The sequence below is a fragment of the Paenibacillus aurantius genome (assembly GCF_032268605.1).
In the GTDB taxonomy this organism is placed as follows: domain Bacteria; phylum Bacillota; class Bacilli; order Paenibacillales; family NBRC-103111; genus Paenibacillus_AO; species Paenibacillus_AO aurantius.
Genome location: NZ_CP130318.1, coordinates 4,555,933 through 4,574,345, shown reverse-complemented (window position 1 = coordinate 4,574,345; position 18,413 = coordinate 4,555,933). Strand labels below are relative to the sequence as shown.

General features: G+C 58.6%; 15 protein-coding genes. 13 read left to right on the top strand and 2 right to left on the bottom strand.

Annotation, left to right across the window (positions count from 1 at the left end; genetic code table 11):
- Positions 1-3 precede the first annotated feature (3 nt).
- Positions 4-483 (top strand): NUDIX domain-containing protein, encoded by a 480-nt coding sequence (locus tag MJA45_RS20810; RefSeq protein WP_315603817.1) that lies wholly within the window; start codon positions 4-6, stop codon positions 481-483.
- A gap of 22 nt (positions 484-505) precedes the next feature.
- Positions 506-919, top strand: coding sequence for a VOC family protein (locus MJA45_RS20805; RefSeq protein WP_315603816.1), 414 nt, complete (start codon positions 506-508; stop codon positions 917-919).
- 109 nt (positions 920-1,028) lie between these two features.
- Here the strand turns inward: MJA45_RS20805 and MJA45_RS20800 are convergent, their stop codons facing one another.
- Positions 1,029-2,807, bottom strand: a complete 1,779-nt coding sequence (locus tag MJA45_RS20800; RefSeq protein WP_315603815.1) for a glycoside hydrolase family 2 protein — start codon at positions 2,805-2,807, stop codon at positions 1,029-1,031.
- A 136-nt stretch (positions 2,808-2,943) separates the two neighbouring features.
- Between MJA45_RS20800 and MJA45_RS20795 the strand changes: the two genes are divergently transcribed.
- From MJA45_RS20795 to MJA45_RS20745, 11 genes are all read left to right on the top strand, one after another.
- Positions 2,944-3,840, top strand: a complete 897-nt coding sequence (locus MJA45_RS20795; protein WP_315603814.1) for an ArsR/SmtB family transcription factor — start codon at positions 2,944-2,946, stop codon at positions 3,838-3,840.
- Between the two features lie 327 nt (positions 3,841-4,167).
- Positions 4,168-7,251 carry a PAS domain S-box protein gene (locus tag MJA45_RS20790; protein WP_315603813.1) on the top strand — a complete coding sequence of 1,028 codons (3,084 nt, stop codon included), beginning with the start codon at positions 4,168-4,170 and terminating at the stop codon, positions 7,249-7,251.
- A gap of 174 nt (positions 7,252-7,425) precedes the next feature.
- A complete protein-coding gene (locus tag MJA45_RS20785) occupies positions 7,426-8,538 on the top strand; it encodes a GntR family transcriptional regulator (RefSeq protein ID WP_315603812.1) in 1,113 nt (370 codons plus the stop codon).
- Between the two features lie 101 nt (positions 8,539-8,639).
- Entirely contained in the window at positions 8,640-9,335 is a 696-nt protein-coding gene (gene araD / locus MJA45_RS20780; protein ID WP_315603811.1) for an L-ribulose-5-phosphate 4-epimerase, read from the top strand.
- A gap of 85 nt (positions 9,336-9,420) precedes the next feature.
- Positions 9,421-11,094, top strand: coding sequence for a ribulokinase (locus MJA45_RS20775; protein WP_315603810.1), 1,674 nt, complete (start codon positions 9,421-9,423; stop codon positions 11,092-11,094).
- A 29-nt stretch (positions 11,095-11,123) separates the two neighbouring features.
- Complete coding sequence (araA, locus tag MJA45_RS20770; protein ID WP_315603809.1) at positions 11,124-12,614, top strand: L-arabinose isomerase; 1,491 nt, start codon at positions 11,124-11,126, stop codon at positions 12,612-12,614.
- A 214-nt stretch (positions 12,615-12,828) separates the two neighbouring features.
- On the top strand, positions 12,829-13,242 hold the full coding sequence (locus MJA45_RS20765) for a BlaI/MecI/CopY family transcriptional regulator (protein ID WP_315603808.1): 414 nt from the start codon (positions 12,829-12,831) through the stop codon (positions 13,240-13,242).
- Between the two features lie 2 nt (positions 13,243-13,244).
- Entirely contained in the window at positions 13,245-14,090 is an 846-nt protein-coding gene (locus tag MJA45_RS20760) for a M56 family metallopeptidase (RefSeq protein WP_315603807.1), read from the top strand.
- A gap of 108 nt (positions 14,091-14,198) precedes the next feature.
- Positions 14,199-14,603, top strand: coding sequence for a DoxX family protein (locus MJA45_RS20755; RefSeq protein ID WP_315603806.1), 405 nt, complete (start codon positions 14,199-14,201; stop codon positions 14,601-14,603).
- 139 nt (positions 14,604-14,742) lie between these two features.
- On the top strand, positions 14,743-16,230 hold the full coding sequence (locus MJA45_RS20750; protein WP_315603805.1) for a potassium/proton antiporter: 1,488 nt from the start codon (positions 14,743-14,745) through the stop codon (positions 16,228-16,230).
- Between the two features lie 67 nt (positions 16,231-16,297).
- Positions 16,298-16,600, top strand: a complete 303-nt coding sequence (locus MJA45_RS20745; protein ID WP_315603804.1) for a Dabb family protein — start codon at positions 16,298-16,300, stop codon at positions 16,598-16,600.
- Positions 16,601-16,778: 178 nt separating this feature from the next.
- Here the strand turns inward: MJA45_RS20745 and MJA45_RS20740 are convergent, their stop codons facing one another.
- Complete coding sequence (locus MJA45_RS20740) at positions 16,779-18,299, bottom strand: phytoene desaturase family protein (RefSeq protein ID WP_315603803.1); 1,521 nt, start codon at positions 18,297-18,299, stop codon at positions 16,779-16,781.
- Positions 18,300-18,413: the final 114 nt, after the last annotated feature.

Here is an 18,413-nt window from a genome sequence, read left to right as displayed (position 1 = left end):
AGAGTGGAAGCTCAATTTTATTACCGCAATCCGGCGGCCCCGGCGCCCAATAATCCTCCGAGCATAGGAGTAACGGCTCTCATCCGGGACGGCAGCGGCAGCCTCCTGCTGGAGAAGCGGGCGGACAGCGAAAGGTGGGCCTTTATCGGGGGAGCGCTCCATGGGGACGAAAGCTTGACCGATGCGCTGATCCGGGAGGTAAAGGAAGAAACGGGCTTGACGGTCCGGAGCATCCGGCTGTTCGGCACTTTCTCGGATCCCACGAGAATCATCGCTTTTCCCGACGGGAAGGTGAAGCGGATTCTGACCATCGCTTACGAGGTGGAGGTCGAACCGTTTGAACGGCTTGTGATCAGCGAAGAATCGAGAGAGCTTGCCTTTGTTCCCGAGGACCGGCTCGGGGAGCTTCCGGTGGCCGAGACCCACCTTCCCATTCTGAACGCATACCGGAACCGGGAGAAGGACCGCGTGGTTTTGGAATAAACGAAAAGCAGGGAGAGGAACTATGAACCAATCCATTGTCCACGTCGCCTTGGTCGTCAAAGATTACGACGAGGCCATCGCCTTTTACACGCAAAAGCTTAATTTCCGCTTGGTCGAGGACCTGTACCAGCCGGAGCAGGACAAACGCTGGGTGGTGGTGGCTCCTCCCGGCCCGGCGGGCGGAACAAACCTCCTGCTCGCCAAAGCCTCCAAGCCGGAGCAGGAGCCGTTCATCGGCAACCAGGCGGGCGGCCGCGTGTTCCTGTTCCTGCGGACCGACGATTTTTGGAGGGATTACCGGGCCATGCTGGCCAACGGAATCGAGTTTGTCCGCGAGCCCCAGGAGCAGCCCTACGGGACCGTTGCCGTCTTCAAGGATTTGTACGGAACCCTTTGGGACCTGCTGGAATTTAAGCCGGATCATCCCTTAGCGTAAGGCTAAGGGAAAGGCCTCCCGCCCTCTCGGCTTACGGGGATCCAACAAGAAGAAGGCCGGGGCTTTGGCGCCCCGGCCTTCTTTCCGTTCCGATCCATACCTTCCCCGCTTAATACCCTTCCGGCTGCTTGCCCTCGTTGATCTGCCGGATGATCTCAAGCGGCACCTTCGGCTTGCGGTCGTAGGTCAACAGCCCGTTGATTTCCTGCTCGACGTCCGTCAGCTGGGTGTAGCAGAAGCCCTGCACGATGGGGGACTGCAGCAGGGGCTGGGTGACGGCCATGTACCGCTCGATGAAATCCTTATCGTCCTTGGCGGCGGAATAGCCCCAGCCTTCCCAGTCGCTTTTCTTGAAGGAGATGCCTCCATATTCGGAAATGTGGATGGGCTCGCCTCCGTAGGCGAAGCCGGGCACATGAATCCATCGGCTTGCCGGCTTGCCGGTGACCGCCTTCTCGGCTGTGCTGTAACGCTCGGTGAGCACCTCCCGGCGGCTTTCGTAGTCATGGATAGTGCAGATGTCCGACTTCACATGCTCCCAGCCGTCGTTCGAGATGACAAGACGCGTATCGTCGAGCGACTTGGTCAAATGGTACATGGTTAAGGCATGCTGCTGCTGCTTCCGGTTGACGAGAATCTGGTTCACACCCCAGCTTTCGTTCAGCGGAACCCAGGCGACGATGCAGGGATGATTGTAATCCCGCTCGATGGCCTCCTGCCATTCCCGGGTCATCCGGCTTACATATTCCTCCGAATAGGCTTGCGAGTTGGCCATTTCTCCCCAGACGAGCAGGCCGAGCTTGTCGCACCAATACAGGTAGCGGGGGTCCTCGATCTTCTGGTGCTTGCGGGCCCCGTTGAAGCCCATCGCTTTGGTGAGCTCGACATCCTGCCGGATGGCTTCATCGGAAGGGGGCGTAAGCAGGCCTTCCGGAAAATAACCCTGATCCAGGACGAGCTTCATCTTGTACGGATAATTGTTCAGGCAGATTTTGCCGTCCTCTATCGAGATTTTGCGCATGCCGAAATAGCTTTCCGCCAAGTCTGTTTCCACTCCGTCCACGAGAAGCCGGTAGCGGACATCATAGAGGCGGGGATTGCGCGGCGACCACCACCGGCCCATGCTGTGGTCGTTGAAATCATGCAGGCCGATCCGGAAGGAGGTTTCGGGACGCAGGAGGCGGGCGGTGTGCTCGGCCACCGGTTCCCCTTGGAAGGTGACGGTCGTCTTAAGCACAACCTCGCGGCCGTTCAAGTCACCGTCGACCATAGCCCGGATCCGGATTTCGTTCGTGTCGATATCCGGAGTGTATTTAATCTTCTGCAGGTAAACCTCGGGAACCGCTTCCAGCCAAACGGTCTGCCAGATGCCGGTCGTGCGCGTATACCAGATCGATTCGGATTTCTCCTTCCAGTACTGCTTACCTCTCGGCAGGGTAACGTCCTCGTCGAAATCCCTGGCTTTCACGACGATCTCGTTCGATCCTTCCCGGATCAGATCGGTGATCTCTACGGCAAAAGGCGTATGCCCTCCTTCATGAAAGGCGGCCATCTGGCCGTTCACCCATACCCAGGCTTGGTAATCCACCGCGCCAAAACGCAGAATGAGCCGCTTGCCGGCCATCCCTTCCGGCAGGGTGACCTGCCTGCGGTACCAGACCTGCTCATGAAAGCCCGTATCCTCTATTCCGCTCAGCTTGCTCTGAAAGCAGTACGGAACTTGAATGCGGCGGGAAAAAGCATGCTCCCGGTACCACTGCTCCCGGTCGCCGAGGCGGGCGTCGTCGAATTCGAATTCCCATTCTCCGTTCAGATTAAGCCAGGTGTCGTTCTCACGTTGAAGCTGCGGCCGCGGATATTCGGGCCGGGGAAGACTTGCCTTGGACATGTCGGAACACGCTCCCATTTTATAATTGTGTTTATGCAATGTATATTGTAATTTTACAATGTGTGAGAAGGCCTGTAAACTAAAAATATCTGAAATGGAAGAAAGGAAGGCCTCCATGAGTCAACTCTCGGATCGAGTGAAACGAATTCCGCCGGCCCGTTTGCAGGAAACGGCCAAAGCCCTGTCAGGTGATCTTCGGCTGCGCATTCTGGAGACGCTTGGCGATCAGACGATGAGCGTGACCGAGCTGATGGCGGCGCTCGGGGCCGCCCAGCCTACCGTTTCCATCAATGTTCAAATCCTGGAGCAGGCAGGGCTAGTGACAACCACTCCCGGCTCCAACCGGGAGAAGCGGTGCACCCGCACCTACGACAGCCTGCTGCTTGAGCTGCCTCGTTCTCCGGGAGAAGCGCTGCATGAACGGGAAGAGATCTCCATGCCGGTAGGGCTGTATACGGATTGCTCCGTTCTTCCGCCGTGCGGTCTGGCGGGAAAAGAAGGCCTGCTCGGCTGTCCCGACGATCCCCGCTCCTTCTTCCTTCCGGAGCGTTCCGAAGCGGAGCTGCTCTGGTTCAGCGAGTCGGGCTATGTGGAATACCGTTTCCCTAATCCCGTTCCTCCGGAAGTAGAGTTGAAAGGGCTGAGGGTCAGCGCGGAGCTGTGCTCGGAAGCGATGGGCTTTCACGAGGATTGGCCCTCCGATATCACCCTTTTTGTGAATGGCTGCCGGATCGGCACCGTGACGCCTTCGGGGGATTACGGCGAAGAAAAGGGCAAGCTCACCCCGTCCTGGTGGCTGTACGGCACCCAGTATGGAAATCTGTATGAATGGGACATCGGCCCGGATACGGTTCGGATTAACGGGGAAGAGGCGGATGGGCCCGTTCTGTCCTCTCTTGGGCTTCATTATCATAAGCCGATCTTGATCCGGTTTGAAGTGGAGAGCGACGCGGCTAACCGCAGAGGGCTCAACCTTTTCGGACAGGGCTTCGGCAACCACGCCCAGGGAATCAAGCTAACCTTTGTGAAGTAGCTTCCGCCTGCCGCACCCAATCCGGCAGCTTCGCAGGCGGGCAAGAACGCGGGTTGAGTGAATGGGAATAACAGGGTAAGCCAAGGTAAATCGTCCCTCCCGCACCTGCGGTCGCGGATGGAGCACCGGCTGCCCGCTTCGTGAGGCCGTTTTCGTCCGCTTTTCGGACGAAGGCGGCTTTTTTGGCTATGGCGAATTTCAGGCTGCCCGTCTAAGGGGACTCTTCATGAATAGGGTTTTGCCCAATTTCCTTGGCCGGGTGATCAAGAACGTCAGATTAGGTTAATAATTGTAAGACAGTCGTAAAACTGCAAGGAGGAGTGGCTTGTGAAAGGTCGGTCGGATTGGGACCTGGTAATTTATGATCATCTATTTGCCCGTTCGCCCATCGGAATCGCCGTTTACTCGGCAGAGAGCGGGAAATGGCTGAGGATTAGCCCCTCCTTTTGCCGCATGCTGGGTTATACCGAACAAGAGTTGATAAATACCACGTTTCAGAGCTTGAGCGCTCCCGTTCAGCCGGCGGGGGAGGATCAGGGCTCTGCTTATAAATCGCTTGAACCCGGGGAAAGCCTGGAAACCCAAAGACTATTCGTCCACAGGGAAGGAAGAGCCGTTAGGGTTACCTTGCATCTGACTTTGATCGAAGGGCCGGAAGGAGTCCCATGCATTCTTCTTCAGGCTGTGGAAAGAGGAGCCGGGTCATACGAGGAGAACCTGGCGGAAGCCCAGCGGGTGGCCCAGATCGGTTCCTGGACCTTGAGCCTGGAGGATGACCGTATGGTGTGTACGGACGAGCTCTTCCGAATCTTCGGCATGCCGCCCGAAAGACCGGATGTCCGGCTGGACATGTTCCTGAAGGCCATCCATCCGGAGGATGTAGAGAGAGTGAAGCAGGAGCTGAAGGAGGCCATTCAGGGAAACAAGCCCTATAATTCCGAGCACCGCATTTTTCCGGAGGACGGGGGCATGCGAATCATTCACGCCCAGGCCCGGGTTCGCACCGACGAAGCAGGCCGGGCGGTGAAGATGGTGGGGACCGCGCAGGATATTACGGAGCGCAAGCTGATGGAGGAGAGGCTGCGGGAAAGCGAGAAGCAGTACCGGCTCATCTCCGAGAATTCCTTGGACTTCATCTCCCGCCATTCCGCCGACGAGCTGGCAACTTATCTCTATGCCTCCCCGGCTTGCCGATCTCTTCTCGGCTACGAGCCGGAGGAGCTGCTCGGGACCCGGGCTTACGACTATTTTCATCCGGACGATGTGGACAAGGTGAACGATTACCTGCAGGCGAGCCTCGAAGCCCGCGGAAGGTATACGGTAACCTACCGGATCCGCCGGAAAGACGGGCACTACATTTGGTTCGAAAGCACGGGACGCTACCGCTATGACGAGAGGACAGGCAGCATCAAGGAAATCATTGCCATTTCACGTGACATTACAAGCCGCAAGGAAGCCGAGCAGCTGCTGCAGGAGAGCGAACAGCGATACAAATCGTTATTCGAATACAATCCTTCGAGCGTCTACTCCTTCGACCTGGACGGCCGGTACCTGTCGGTGAATTCTCATTTGGAAGAGCTGAGCGGGTACACCCGTGAAGAGCTTCTCGGGATGTCTTATGAGAAGCTTGTGGCGGAGAAGGATCTGGAGAAGGTGAGGTATTACTTTGAGAAAGCGGCCCAAGGGGAGCCGCAAAATTATGAATGCAGCCTGATCCGCCCGACAGGCGAAAGCCGTATCATCAGTGTAACGAATGTGCCGATCGTCGTCGGCGAGCAGGTGGTCGGGGTATATGGGATAGCTGTGGACATCACCGAGCGCAGGCGCTATGTGGAGCAGATCGAGAAGCTGAGCTATGAGCATTCCCTCATCCTGGATTCGGTATCGGAGGGGATTTACGGGATCGACCGAAACGGCACCGCTATGTTCATTAACCCGGCCGGGGCGGAAATGCTCGGGTATACTCCGGGGGAATTCATCGGACAGAGCAGCCGCGGGACTATTCAGCATTCGAGGGCCGATGGAACCAGCTACCCTCCGGAGGAATCCCCCGTCTTCCGTACCATGCAGGATGGATTTCCCCGTTCGGTCCAGGAGGAAATCTTCTGGCGCAAGGATGGATCCAGCTTCCTTGTCGAATACCGGGTGACTCCTTTATACGACAAAGGGGAAATCAAAGGCGCCGTCGTGGTGTTCAACGACATCACCTCCGAGCGGGAGATCATCAAGGCGAAGGAATCGGCGGAGCGCGCCGACCATGCCAAGTCCGAATTTTTGGCCATCATGAGCCATGAGCTCCGAACGCCGATGAACGGGATTATGGGGATGACCAGCCTTCTTTTGGATACGGATCTGGATGACCAGCAGAGAGAGTTCGCGGAAATTATTCAGGACAGCAGCAATGCTCTGCTGACCATTCTCAACGATATTCTCGACTTGAGCAAAATCGAGGCGGGGAAGTTGTCCATCACCCAGGAGCCTGTCAAAGTGGGTCAGATGCTGACAAGCGTGGTAGAGCTTTTCGCCCAGAAGGCCAAGGATAAAGGGCTGACTTTGGCATACGTTCTGGATCCGTCCCTACCTGAGGAAATCCTCACGGATGGAATGCGCATGCGTCAAGTGCTGGTCAACCTGATCGGCAATTCGCTCAAATTCACGGAAAAGGGAGAGATTCTGGTTACCGTAGAGTGCCGGGAGCCTGAGGAGAAGGGCTCCGTCCTGCTGGAATTTACCGTTAAGGATACCGGAATCGGCATTCCGGAGGACAAGCTCGACCATCTCTTCCAAACCTTCTCCCAGCTTCATCCGGCCATCAACCGGAAATACGGGGGAACGGGGCTTGGCCTCGCCATCTGCAAAAGGTTAGTGGAGCTCATGGGAGGCACGATCTCCGTAGAAAGCACCGAGCACGTGGGCTCGACCTTCCGGTTCTCGATACCCGCCGGCTCTCCTCCGGATGATTCTCCTGCGGGTAACCCGAATGAGGCTGTCACGGGCATGGGGAACGAGGCCTTCTCCAGCGGTAAGGAGCTGGCCATTCTTATTGCCGAGGACCACCCGGTCAACCGGCAGCTGCTCCTCCGCATGCTCGAAAGGATGGGGTATCCCGCCGATGCGGTCGGAGACGGGCAGGAGGCGCTGGAGGCCGTCCTGCGGAAGCGCTACGACCTGATCTTGATGGATGTTCAAATGCCCCGGATGACCGGGCTTCAGGCAGCGGAGGCCATAAGGGAGCAGGTAAGAAGAGGCGGAGGACCTTTCCCGGTAATCGTCGGGGTGACGGCCTTTGCCCGTGAGGAAGACAAAGAAGCGTGTCTGGCGGCGGGCATGAAGGACTTCATCAGCAAGCCCATCGTTCCGGGGGAAATGGAACGGGTCCTGACCCGCTGGGGCCGGCATGTGCCCGGCTGATCCCGGCTCCCGCCAGCAGACGTCGTCCGGTTGTCCGAGCAGCCCCCGTTCCCGCGGTAGCGGGACGGGGGTATTTGCTGTGAATCCGCTATAGATTAAGTTGTACAGACAACCGGACGGGATGGTATACTACCTCTACAATCGGATCGACAGGAACGGACGGGAGGCGCCCGAATGAACGACAAACCGCTACCTAAATATTTGCAGCTGAAGGGCGAAATTCTGTCCTGGCTGGCCGCCGGCCGGATGAAGCCCCACGAGCGGATGCCGTCGGAGAACGAGATTTCGGCCATGTTCGGCATGAGCCGGCAAACCGTCCGGCAGGCGCTCGGGGAGCTCGAGCAGGAGGGGAAGCTGTACCGCAAGCAGGGGAGAGGAACGTTCGTCTCCGAGCCGGCGGCAGCCGGCGGACGCGGAGCTTTTACGGTCGGGATTCTGACCACTTATATTTCGGACTATATCTTCCCCCATATCGTGCGGGGAGCGGAAGCTTCCCTCCGGGGGCGGGGCTACCGTCTCCTGCTCGCGAGCACGGACAACGACAAAGCACGGGAAAGAGAACGCCTCGACGAGATGATGAGGGAACCGCTCAGCGGGCTGATCATCGAGCCGACGAAAAGCGCCGAGGGCAACCCTAACCTCGACCGGTACCTGTCGCTCGATTACCGGAACATTCCCTATCTCATGATCAATGAGCGGTATCCGGAAATGACCTGTCCGTGCCTGAAGTCCGACGACGAGGGCGGAGGATTTGCCGCCGCGTCGCATCTGATCGGGCTCGGCCACACGCGCATCGCTGGCTTCTTCAAGACGGACGATCTGCAAGGGGTGAACCGGCTGAAGGGCTTCGTCCGCGGGCACCGGGAGAACGGCCTTCCCCTGCAGCCCGACCTGGTGGCCGCCTACTCGACCGAGGAGAAGAACGGCAAGCCGTTCGAGCTGGCCCTGGCCCTGCTGCGCCGGGAAGAAGAGAGAAGGCCGACCGCCTTCGTCTGCTACAACGACGAGCTGGCCGTTCACCTCCTGGAGGCCGTCCGGCAAACCGGTCTCCGCGTTCCCGAGGATCTGTCGATCGTCGGCTTTGACGATTCCCCTCTAGCCACGGCGACCGAGGTGAAGCTGACGACTCTCGCTCATCCGAAATACCGGCTGGGAGAGGAGGCGGCCGCCATGCTGATGGCCATGATCGAGAACGGCCTCCCGGATGGAGACACCGCCGGAAACGCCGGGATCCGGCTTTACCCGCCGGAGCTCATCATCCGGGAGTCGACGCGCCGCATCCCCTGAGGAAGGGTCCAAAAAAACAATGGCCGACTTGTACGTACAAGTGTATAATGGCGGTAGACGAACCTAGCATTCTGAAGCCATGCCGGAGAGGAGCTTGTACGATGTCTTTGGAACAGTTGAAGCAGGAAGTGCTGGAGGCCAACCTGGACCTCCCGAAATATGGACTGGTTACGTTTACATGGGGAAATGTAAGCGGAATCGACCGCGAGCGCGGCCTTGTCGTGATCAAGCCGAGCGGCGTAGCCTATGACAAGCTGAAGAAGGAAGATCTGGTCGTGCTTGATCTGGAGGGCCGCATAGTGGAGGGCTCGTTACGGCCTTCCTCCGATACGCCTACCCACCTGGTGCTGTACCGGGCATTCCCGCATATTGGAGGAATCGTCCATACCCATTCTTCCTGGGCGACGAGCTGGGCGCAGGCGGGCAGGGGCATTCCGGCTCTTGGAACGACGCATGCGGACTATTTCTACGGCACCATTCCCTGCACCCGTCCCATGACCGCGGAGGAAATCAGCGGAGCCTACGAGAAAGAGACGGGGAATGTGATCGCCGAAACGTTCGCCACCCTAGATCCGATGCAGATTCCGGGCGTCCTCGTTCACAACCATGCTCCTTTCAACTGGGGAAAGACACCCCATGATGCTGTTCACAATGCAGTAGTGCTGGAGGAAGTGGCCAAAATCGCCGCCCGTTCCTTCCGCTTGAACCCGGACCTGGAATCGATGGACCAGACGCTGCTCGACAAGCATTTTCTCCGTAAGCACGGAGCGAACGCTTATTACGGGCAGAGCAAGTAACCGCTTTCTTAACGAAGGCTTTAAACCATTACTTTGAAATAAACCATTACTTTTAAAAGACCCGATCAACAAGGAGGACTTATACGTGAATCACAAATATGCCATCGGCTTAGACTATGGGACCGAGTCCGGCCGCGCCGTTCTCGTGAACCTCGCGGACGGTACCGAGGTGGCCGAGCATGTCACCCCGTATCCCCACAGCGTCATCGATGAGGAGCTGCCCGAGTCGGGAATCCGCCTCGGCTACGAATGGGCGCTCCAGCATCCCTCGGATTACCTGGAAGTGCTGAAGCGTTCCGTGCCGGAGGTGATGAGGGCGTCCGGCGTTAATCCGGCTGACGTTATCGGCATCGGGATCGATTTTACGGCGTGTACCATTCTGCCAATCGATGGCGAAGGCAAGCCGCTCTGCTGGCACCCGGAGCTGAAGGACAACCCCCACAGCTGGGTGAAGCTGTGGAAGCATCACGCCGCCCAGGAAGAAGCGAACCGGCTGAATGAAATCGCGGAGGAAAGAGGAGAAACGTTCCTTCCCCGCTACGGAGGCAAAATTTCCTCGGAGTGGATGATCGCGAAGGTCTGGCAGGTTCTTAACGAGGCGCCCGAGATTTACGAGCGGACGGACCGGTTTGTGGAAGCGACCGATTGGGTCGTTTCCCAGCTGACGGGGAGCATCCGGCGCAACTCCTGCACGGCCGGGTACAAGTCCATCTGGCACAAGCAGGAAGGCTACCCGAGCCGGGACTTCTTCCGGTCGCTCGACCCGCGGCTGGAGGATCTGACGGAGACGAAGCTGCGCGGAGAGGTTGTCCCCCTCGGCTCCAGAGCAGGCGGGCTGACGGAGGAAATGGCCGAGGCGCTTGGCCTGCAGGCGGGGACGGCCGTGGCGGTCGGCAATGTCGATGCGCACGCAGCCGTGGCCGGCGTAGGCGTCGTTACCCCCGGCAAGCTCGTCATGGCGATGGGCACGTCCATCTGCCACATGCTGCTTGCCTCCCAGGAGAAGAGTGTCGAGGGCATGTGCGGAGTGGTCGAGGACGGCATCATTCCGGGCTACTTCGGATACGAGGCGGGCCAGTCGGCGGTGGGGGATATTTTTGCCTGGTTTGTGGAGCAGGGGGTTCCGGCTTATGTGCTGGAGGCGGCCGCCAAGGAGAACATCAGCGTCCATGAATGGCTGGAGAAACGTGCTTCCGCGTACCGGCCGGGGGAAACCGGACTTCTCGCGCTCGATTGGTGGAACGGGAACCGGTCCGTCCTTGTCGATACGGAGCTGAGCGGGCTGATTGTCGGCTACTCCCTTCTGACCAAGCCCGAGGAGGTTTACCGGACGCTGCTCGAAGCGACGGCGTTCGGCACCCGCAAAATCGTGGAAGCCTTCCACGACAACGGGCTGGAAGTGCAAGAGCTGTATGCATGCGGCGGGCTTCCGCAAAGGAACCGGCTTCTTATGCAGATCTACGCCGATGTGACGAACCGCGAGATCAAGATTGCGGATTCGAAGCAGACGCCGGCCCTCGGCGCCGCGATGTTCGGGGCGGTGGCCGCTGGAGTGGAGAACGGCGGATACGACAGCCTGGTCGAGGCGGCGCAGAACATGGCCCGGGTCCGCGAGGAGAGGTTCAAGCCCATTCCCGAGAATGTGGCGGTTTACAACCGGCTGTACGAGGAATATAACCGGCTGCACGATTATTTCGGCCGCGGGGCGAACGATGTGATGAAACGGCTGAAAGCCATCCGCGAAGAGGCAAGGCACTAATCATTCCTACAAGAGGAGGAACAGGGAGCATGCTGAAAATAAAAAACTATCGGTTCTGGTTTGTGACCGGAAGCCAGCATTTGTACGGACCGGAGACGATCGAGGAAGTCGAACGCCATTCCCGGGAAATGACGCAAGGACTGGACGGGGATCAGGCGCTTACGTTTCCTCTCGAATTCCGAACGGTTCTGACCACCCCCGAAGCCATCCGCAGCCTCTGTCTGGAAGCCAACGCCGATGAGTCCTGTGCCGGGATTATTACCTGGATGCATACCTTCTCCCCGGCCAAAATGTGGATTGCCGGCCTCTCCGAGCTGCGCAAGCCCCTTCTGCATCTTCATACGCAGTATAACCGGGACATTCCTTGGGACAGCATCGACATGGATTTCATGAATACGAACCAGGCGGCTCACGGTGACCGGGAATACGGGTTTATAGGGGCGCGCATGGGAATCAGCCGCAAGGTTGTGGTCGGCTACTGGGAGGACCCGGAGGTCCGCTCCCGGATCGGAGGCTGGATGAAGACCGCCGTCGCCTATTCGGAAGGGCGTCAGCTTAAGGTGGCCCGCTTCGGGGACAACATGAGGCAAGTAGCCGTCACCGAAGGAGACAAGGTGGAGGCGCAAATCCAGTTTGGCTGGTCCGTCAACGGATACGGCGTAGGGGACCTGGCGGAACGCGTCGATGCCGTGACCGATGCCCAGCTGAAGGAGCTCTATGAGGAATACTCGGAGCTCTACGAGCTTGCTCCCGAGGCCAGGGAGGAAGGGGCGGTTCGCGACGCCATTCTCTACCAGGGCCGACTGGAGCTCGGGCTTAGGAGCTTTCTGGAAGAGGGAGGCTTCGGCGCCTTCACGACCACCTTCGAGGACCTGCACGGGCTCCAGCAGCTTCCGGGCCTCGCCGTTCAGCGCCTGATGGCGGAAGGCTATGGCTTCGGCGGCGAAGGCGACTGGAAGACGGCGGCTCTCGTCCGCATCATGAAGATCATGGCGGGTGGCATCGGCACCTCGTTCATGGAGGACTATACGTATCACATGGAGCCGGGCAACGAGCTTGTGCTCGGGGCCCATATGCTCGAGGTCTGCCCGACGATCGCCGCGGACAAGCCGCGGATCGAGGTTCATCCGCTCGGCATCGGCGGGAAGGCCGATCCGGCCCGCATGATCTTCAACGGCCGGTCCGGCGCGGCGCTCAATGCTTCCGTGATAGACCTGGGCAAGCGGTTCCGCCTGCTAGTGAACACGGTGGAGGCCGTTCCTCCGCAGCAGGAGATGCCGAAACTGCCCGTTGCCCGCGTGCTGTGGAAGCCCGAGCCGTCGCTCCGAGATTCCGCCGAGGCGTGGATTCTGGCGGGCGGAGCGCACCACACCGGCTTCTCCTACGAGGTAACGGCCGAGCAGCTGGCCGACTGGGCGGAGATGACGGGAATCGAGTTCGCGCTCATCGGCAAGAACACGACCCCGGCTACGTTCCGCCAGGAGCTGCGCTGGAGCGATATCGCCTGGCGTCTGCGCTAAGGCTGGGCAAGACCGGGCTTCCGGCAGGCGATTTTTTACCCGCTTCGCCGACCGCTCCCATGGAACTTATCCTTAAGCCGTGCCGCCACAGGCACGGCTTTTTTCATTCGCATTCCGGCAGAACTCTTCCGTCAAGCTTCCACCATTTTCACCGAATGGAGCGGGTTGACGCCTGCCTGTCGTAACACTACAATGGGTAGTGTGAGGTGGGGACATGAAGATCAACAGCTTCAAGACGAACGAGAGGGGGCTGAACCGGTTTTTCGGCCCGCTGGAGGCGCGCATCATGAGCATTCTGTGGAACGGGCCCGAGATGTCGATCAAGGATGTCCAGAGAGGCCTGGAGCATGACAAGAGCGCCAATTTCAATACGGTCATGACCGTCATGAACCGCCTGGTGGACAAGGGAATCCTCTCCAAGCGGACGGCGGGCCGGGGAGCCTTGTACCGTCCGGTCCAGACCATGGACGAATTCATTGAGAACCAGTCCAAGGAATTGACACAGGACCTGCTGGAGGAATTCGGGCTTCGTGCGGTCAACCACATGCTCGATGCTTTGGAGGAAGCCGACCGCGATCTCCTGGACAAGCTGGAGCGCAAAATCAAAGAACTCAAGAAGGAAGGCTGATCATGTGGAGCAAACGATCCCGTAACCTGTTTCTGCTGGGTACGCTGACGGCCGGAATGATCTTACTGGAAATGGCTCTCTACCTGACGGGAGATCTGCTTAACCGGGAGTGGAAATTCAATCTTTTTCAGTTCTGCCAGAGTGTGTTCCAGAAGCTCGGCTGGACGGTGGTCGGCTATGTTCTGGACGGCCTTGTGGTGCTTACGTTAGCGGCGGTCGCCGGCATGCTTGCAAGCGAGGCGATCCGGTCCTTCCGGTTTCGCCGGCGGCTCAAGGAAATCGAGCTGGAACCGCTGACTTCTGAGATCAACCATCGGTACGGAAAGATCGGGGCTGCGGTACACGTGGTGGAAAGCGGGGAGCCGCTCGCCTGTACGGTCGGGCTGTGGAAGCCGCAGATCGTTCTTTCCACGGGCCTGATCCGCCTGCTGGACAGCCGGGAGCTGGAGGCGGTCCTGCATCATGAGCACTACCATCAGAAGCACGGGGATCCGTTTAAAACCTTCCTGCTTTCGCTGTTCGCCTCGGTGTTCCGCTACATTCCGCTTCTCCGGTGGCTCGAGCTCCCTTACCGGACGGCCAGGGAAATTTTGGCCGACCGGTACGCGATGGAACGAATGGGTTCTCCCGAAGCTTTAGGCAGTGCTCTCTTGAAGCTGCTCAAGCGGGACAAGCCATCCCGTCTCCCGCTGTCCTATGTGTCCTTCGCCGAAACCTCGGTCAACGACCGGATCCGGCATATTCTCGATCCGGCGAAACAGCTGCCGCTAAACCTTCCCGTTCGCGCGGTGCTCGTATCGGCATCCACGTTTCTGCTGATCGGTTCCGCCCTGTTGTTCATGCTTTAACTGCTTAGCCGTTCGAAGCCGGCCCGCCTTACCCTAAGAAGGGCCGGCTGCCTGACAGCCATTAACACTACATAGTGTAGTGCTCATTCAAGAGGAGGAGATTTTATAATGAACAGAAAAATGGAGATAGGGATTTTGCTATCCCGCATCATACTGGGCCTTGTTTTTGCCGTGCACGGGTATTTGAAATTTCAGGGGGGCCTGGATAAGACGGCCGGGTTCTTCAGCTCGCTCGGTCTTCCCGGCTTTATGGCTTATGGGGTTGCGGTCGTCGAATTGGCAGGAGGCCTCTGCCTGATTCTGGGACTCGGAACCCGCGTGATCGGCGCCCTGTTTGCCGTCATTATGCTGGGAGCCATCTTCAAGGTTAAGCTGGCCAAAGGGTTCTCCGGCTATGAGCTGGAGCTGGCTCTCTTCGGCATGGCCGTTTCGCTCGTGCTGACGGGCAGCCGTTACCTGGCTCTCGACAGTCTTCTTCTTCCGGAGCGCGAAGCCGCCCCCAAAGCGGCGTAACAGCCTCAACCCGTAAGCGAAGGGCCCGTTTGTTATAACGGGTTCTTTTCTTTTTGCCGTTCCTGCCCGCCGGGGGCTTTTTAAAAGAAAGGAAAGCGGGTAAGGATAAGTAAGGAAGATGGCTTGTTCCGGCAAAGGAGTGGCGGTCATAACAAACGATTTTATTATTGTGCTGTTTGCCTCATTGTTGTTGTTCGGGGTTCTGGCGACGAAATTTACCGCACGGTTCAACCTGCCTTCCCTTGTCTTCTACATAGCGGTCGGGATGCTCATCGGGCATTACTTCTTCTACGACAACGCCAGCCTGACCCAGATATTCGGGATCTTTGCGCTTATCGTCATCCTGTTTGACGGCGGATTGCAGACGAAATGGAAGGATATCCGGCCGGTGGCCGGGCCCGCTCTTTCCCTCGCCACGGTAGGGGTTCTCCTGACCGCGGGCATTATCGGCGTGGCGGCGAAATTCCTGCTCGGGGTCGGGTGGCTGGAGGCGCTTCTCTTCGGCTCCATAGTCGGGTCGACGGACGCCGCGGCCGTGTTCGCCGTTCTGGGAAACAAGAATGTCAAAAGAAGCGTCTCTAGCACGCTGGAAGCGGAATCGGGGACCAACGATCCCATGGCGGTGTTTCTAACGGTTTCGCTGATCGAGCTTATTCACGCTCCCGATACGAGCCTTCTCGTTCTGGCGCTGCTTTTTCTGTGGGAGATGGGAGCCGGGCTGTTGCTCGGGCTTTTGTTCGGCAAGCTGGCCGTGTGGGTTATCAACCGCATCAACCTGGAATCGTCAGGCCTCTACCCGATCCTCGCTCTTTCCTTCGCGATTCTCTGCTACGGATGCTCGGCCTTGCTTCATGCAAGCGGCCTGCTGGCCGTTTACGTCGCGGCGGTGGCCATCGGCAATTCCGAGTTTGTTTACCGGCACGCCATTGTCCGCTTTAACGAGGGCTTCGTCTGGCTGATGCAGATTCTCATGTTTACGCTGCTCGGGATGCTGGTGTTTCCCGAACAGCTGAGAGGAATCATCATGGAAGGAGTAGCCTTGTCCCTCATTCTGATGTTCGTCGCCCGTCCCGTCGGGGTCTACATAAGCACCCTCTTCACCCGGTTCACGGGAAAGGAGAAGCTTCTTCTCTCGTGGGCGGGGCTTAGAGGGGCCGTCCCCATCGTGCTCGCTACTTATCCGGTTATGGCGCAGCTTAACATCGGGGTCAAGTTCTTCAATGTCGTCTTCTTCGTCGTCTTTACCTCCGCCCTGATTCAAGGCTCCACCATTTCCTGGCTGGCGGAAAGGCTAGGCCTGTCGAGCGGGAAGAAACCGTCGGCCCCTCACAGCTTAGAGCTGGTCTCCACGGAGGAGACCGATATGGAGATGCGGGAGGTGACCGTGAATGCCGGTTCCGAAGCAGCCGAGCATCCCCTTCACCGGCTGGAGCTTCCTTCCGGCACGGTGATATCGGCGATCGTCCGGAACGGGGAAATGGTCGCTCCGACGGGCAGCTCCGAGCTGATGCCGGGGGACATGGTCTACGTTCTCGGTCCCAAAGAGAACAAGGAACAGGTTAAAGGGATGTTCGGGCATAAAGAGAAGGAGGCGGTGTTGACCGGGGGGCGGGAAGAGCTAGAATGAGGAAGAGGCCTTCCCCCGACGGAAGCGCCTAGACTTCAAGAACCAAGCAAGCGGAAGGATGGGGAACATGTACGAGCATTTGGTGGTTTTCCGGTTTAATGATTTGCTCACGGTAGAGAAGGAGGACGAGCTGCTCGGAATGCTTCTCGGTCTAAAAGGCGAGATTCCCGGAATCGCGGAACTGACGGCGGGGCGAAATGTGACCGAGGAGACCGATAATCGTCGCGGTTATGCCATCGGGCTTCGGGTTACGTTCGAAAGCAAGGTGGCGCTGCAGGCGTACGGGCCCCACCCGGCTCACCAGCGTTTCGTCCGGGCGCTGGACGGCCTGCTCGATAATGTCGTCGTGGTGGACTACCCGATCGCTTAGGGCAGGGGCACAAGCAATTGGCGGGCAGAAAGCATGATGACCTGTTTCAAGAAAAATCGTTACAATTAGGAAGAAACCCGGTTCAGCTAAACAGCTGGACCGGGTTTCTTGCGGTTGTGCCCGACAATCGGAAAATAACGGCTTAAGAGCCTATCCGACCAAGCGGCCGGTTCAACCGTCAACCGCCCTTGCGGACGGCGGCGGAGCCGGATTCCGCTTCCCACTGTTCGCGGATCAGATCGGCCGTCAGCTGCCCGGAGAGGGTCACCATCGGAACCCCTCCGCCCGGATGGGTGGAGCCGCCGACGAAGTACAGGTTGTCGAGCAGCTCGCTCTTGCTCGGCACCTTGAAGCCGCCGTTCAGCTTGCGGTCCGTGACCACGCCATAAATGGAGCCGCCGTTAGCCCCATACAGCTCCCGGAGGTCGTCGGGAGTGAAGACGTATTCGAACTCAATTCGGCTGCGCAGGCCGGCCAGTCCGTTGCGCTCCAGCTTGTCCAGCACCAGCTCGCGGTACCGTTCTCGGTGGCCTTCCCACGTCTCCCCATCCTTCAGGGGAGGAACATGAGTCAGGACGAACAGATTGTCCTTGCCCTCGGGAGCCTGGGTAGGGTCCGACTTCGAAGAAACCCCGACGTACACCGTCGGATCCTCCGTCGGGATGCCTTTGTCGAACATGTCTCCGAATTCTCTTTCCGGGCTGTGGGAGAAGAAAAAGTTATGATGGGCCAGCTGGTCGTACTTGCCGTCCAGGCCGAGCAGCAGGACGAGCCCCGATACCGCAGGGGCGTATTTGCTCAGCTTGTCCGCCGCCTCAGCCGCTCCCTGCTGCTGCTTAAGAATAGACTTGTGCGCAGGGATCGCCTCGAGGTTGCACACAACGAGATCCGCTTCCACGGTCTCCCCCGACGCAAGCCGGACGCCGGTCGCCCGCCTCCCGTCCGCAAGGACCTGTTCAACGGGAGAGGAGGTCTTCACGGTCACGCCAAGCTCCCCGAGAAGCTTCAGCATGGCTTCCGCAATGCGGTACATGCCGCCTTCCACGTAGTAAATGCCTAGGCCGAGCTGCACGTAGGCCAGCTGGGACAGAATGGCCGGAGCGGCGTAAGGGGAGGAGCCGATATACATGATGAAGAAGTCGAAAAGCTGCCGCAGGTGGGGGTCCTTGATGTATTTGGCCGTGCTCTGGTGCATCGATTTCAGCGGATCCATCGAGATAAGCTCCGGCATCGTATGGCGGCTTCTCAAATCGGTCAGGCCGGACAAGCTGCGCCGGTAGAACCCTTTCATCGTCAGATCATACATCTTCTGGGCGTACTGCAAATAGGAAAGGAAGCCGGAAGCATCAGCGGGCGAAACCCGTTTGATCTCCTCCAGCATGGAAGGGAAATCCCCCACCAGATCAAGCTTAACCCCATCCTCGAAAAACGTTCTCCATTGAGGCTCGACCCGGACGACGGTCAGGTAGTCCTCGAGCCTTCTTCCGGCGCTTTCGAACAGCTGCTCCAGCACCCACGGCATCGTCAGAATCGAAGGCCCCGTGTCAAACGTAAATCCCTTTCCGGACCGGACGTTAAGCTTTCCTCCCGCTCTTTCGTTCTTCTCCAGCACCGTTACCCGGTGGCCATCCGCTGCTAACCGGATGGCGGCGGACAAGCCGCCCAGACCTCCTCCAACCACAACTGCCTCATAGCCCATCACTGACTCTCCTTTCCGTAGATGACAAATGATCCTCTTCATTGTATAATCACTGTACATATTGTGTCAAATGTTTGAATAATGATTGTCGAGGCTTTGCCAAAGGAGGCTGCC

Excerpts from the sequence above, each read along its gene's own strand:
- MJA45_RS20745 (WP_315603804.1), top strand. The coding sequence starts at position 16,298 with ATGTACGAGCATTTGGTGGTTTTCCGGTTTAATGATTTGCTCACGGTA.
- MJA45_RS20805 (WP_315603816.1), top strand. The coding sequence starts at position 506 with ATGAACCAATCCATTGTCCACGTCGCCTTGGTCGTCAAAGATTACGAC.
- MJA45_RS20740 (WP_315603803.1), bottom strand. The coding sequence starts at position 18,299 with ATGGGCTATGAGGCAGTTGTGGTTGGAGGAGGTCTGGGCGGCTTGTCC.
- MJA45_RS20800 (WP_315603815.1), bottom strand. The coding sequence starts at position 2,807 with ATGTCCAAGGCAAGTCTTCCCCGGCCCGAATATCCGCGGCCGCAGCTT.
- MJA45_RS20765 (WP_315603808.1), top strand. The coding sequence starts at position 12,829 with ATGAAGATCAACAGCTTCAAGACGAACGAGAGGGGGCTGAACCGGTTT.
- MJA45_RS20785 (WP_315603812.1), top strand. The coding sequence starts at position 7,426 with ATGAACGACAAACCGCTACCTAAATATTTGCAGCTGAAGGGCGAAATT.
- MJA45_RS20760 (WP_315603807.1), top strand. The coding sequence starts at position 13,245 with ATGTGGAGCAAACGATCCCGTAACCTGTTTCTGCTGGGTACGCTGACG.
- araD (WP_315603811.1), top strand. The coding sequence starts at position 8,640 with ATGTCTTTGGAACAGTTGAAGCAGGAAGTGCTGGAGGCCAACCTGGAC.
- MJA45_RS20755 (WP_315603806.1), top strand. The coding sequence starts at position 14,199 with ATGAACAGAAAAATGGAGATAGGGATTTTGCTATCCCGCATCATACTG.
- araA (WP_315603809.1), top strand. The coding sequence starts at position 11,124 with ATGCTGAAAATAAAAAACTATCGGTTCTGGTTTGTGACCGGAAGCCAG.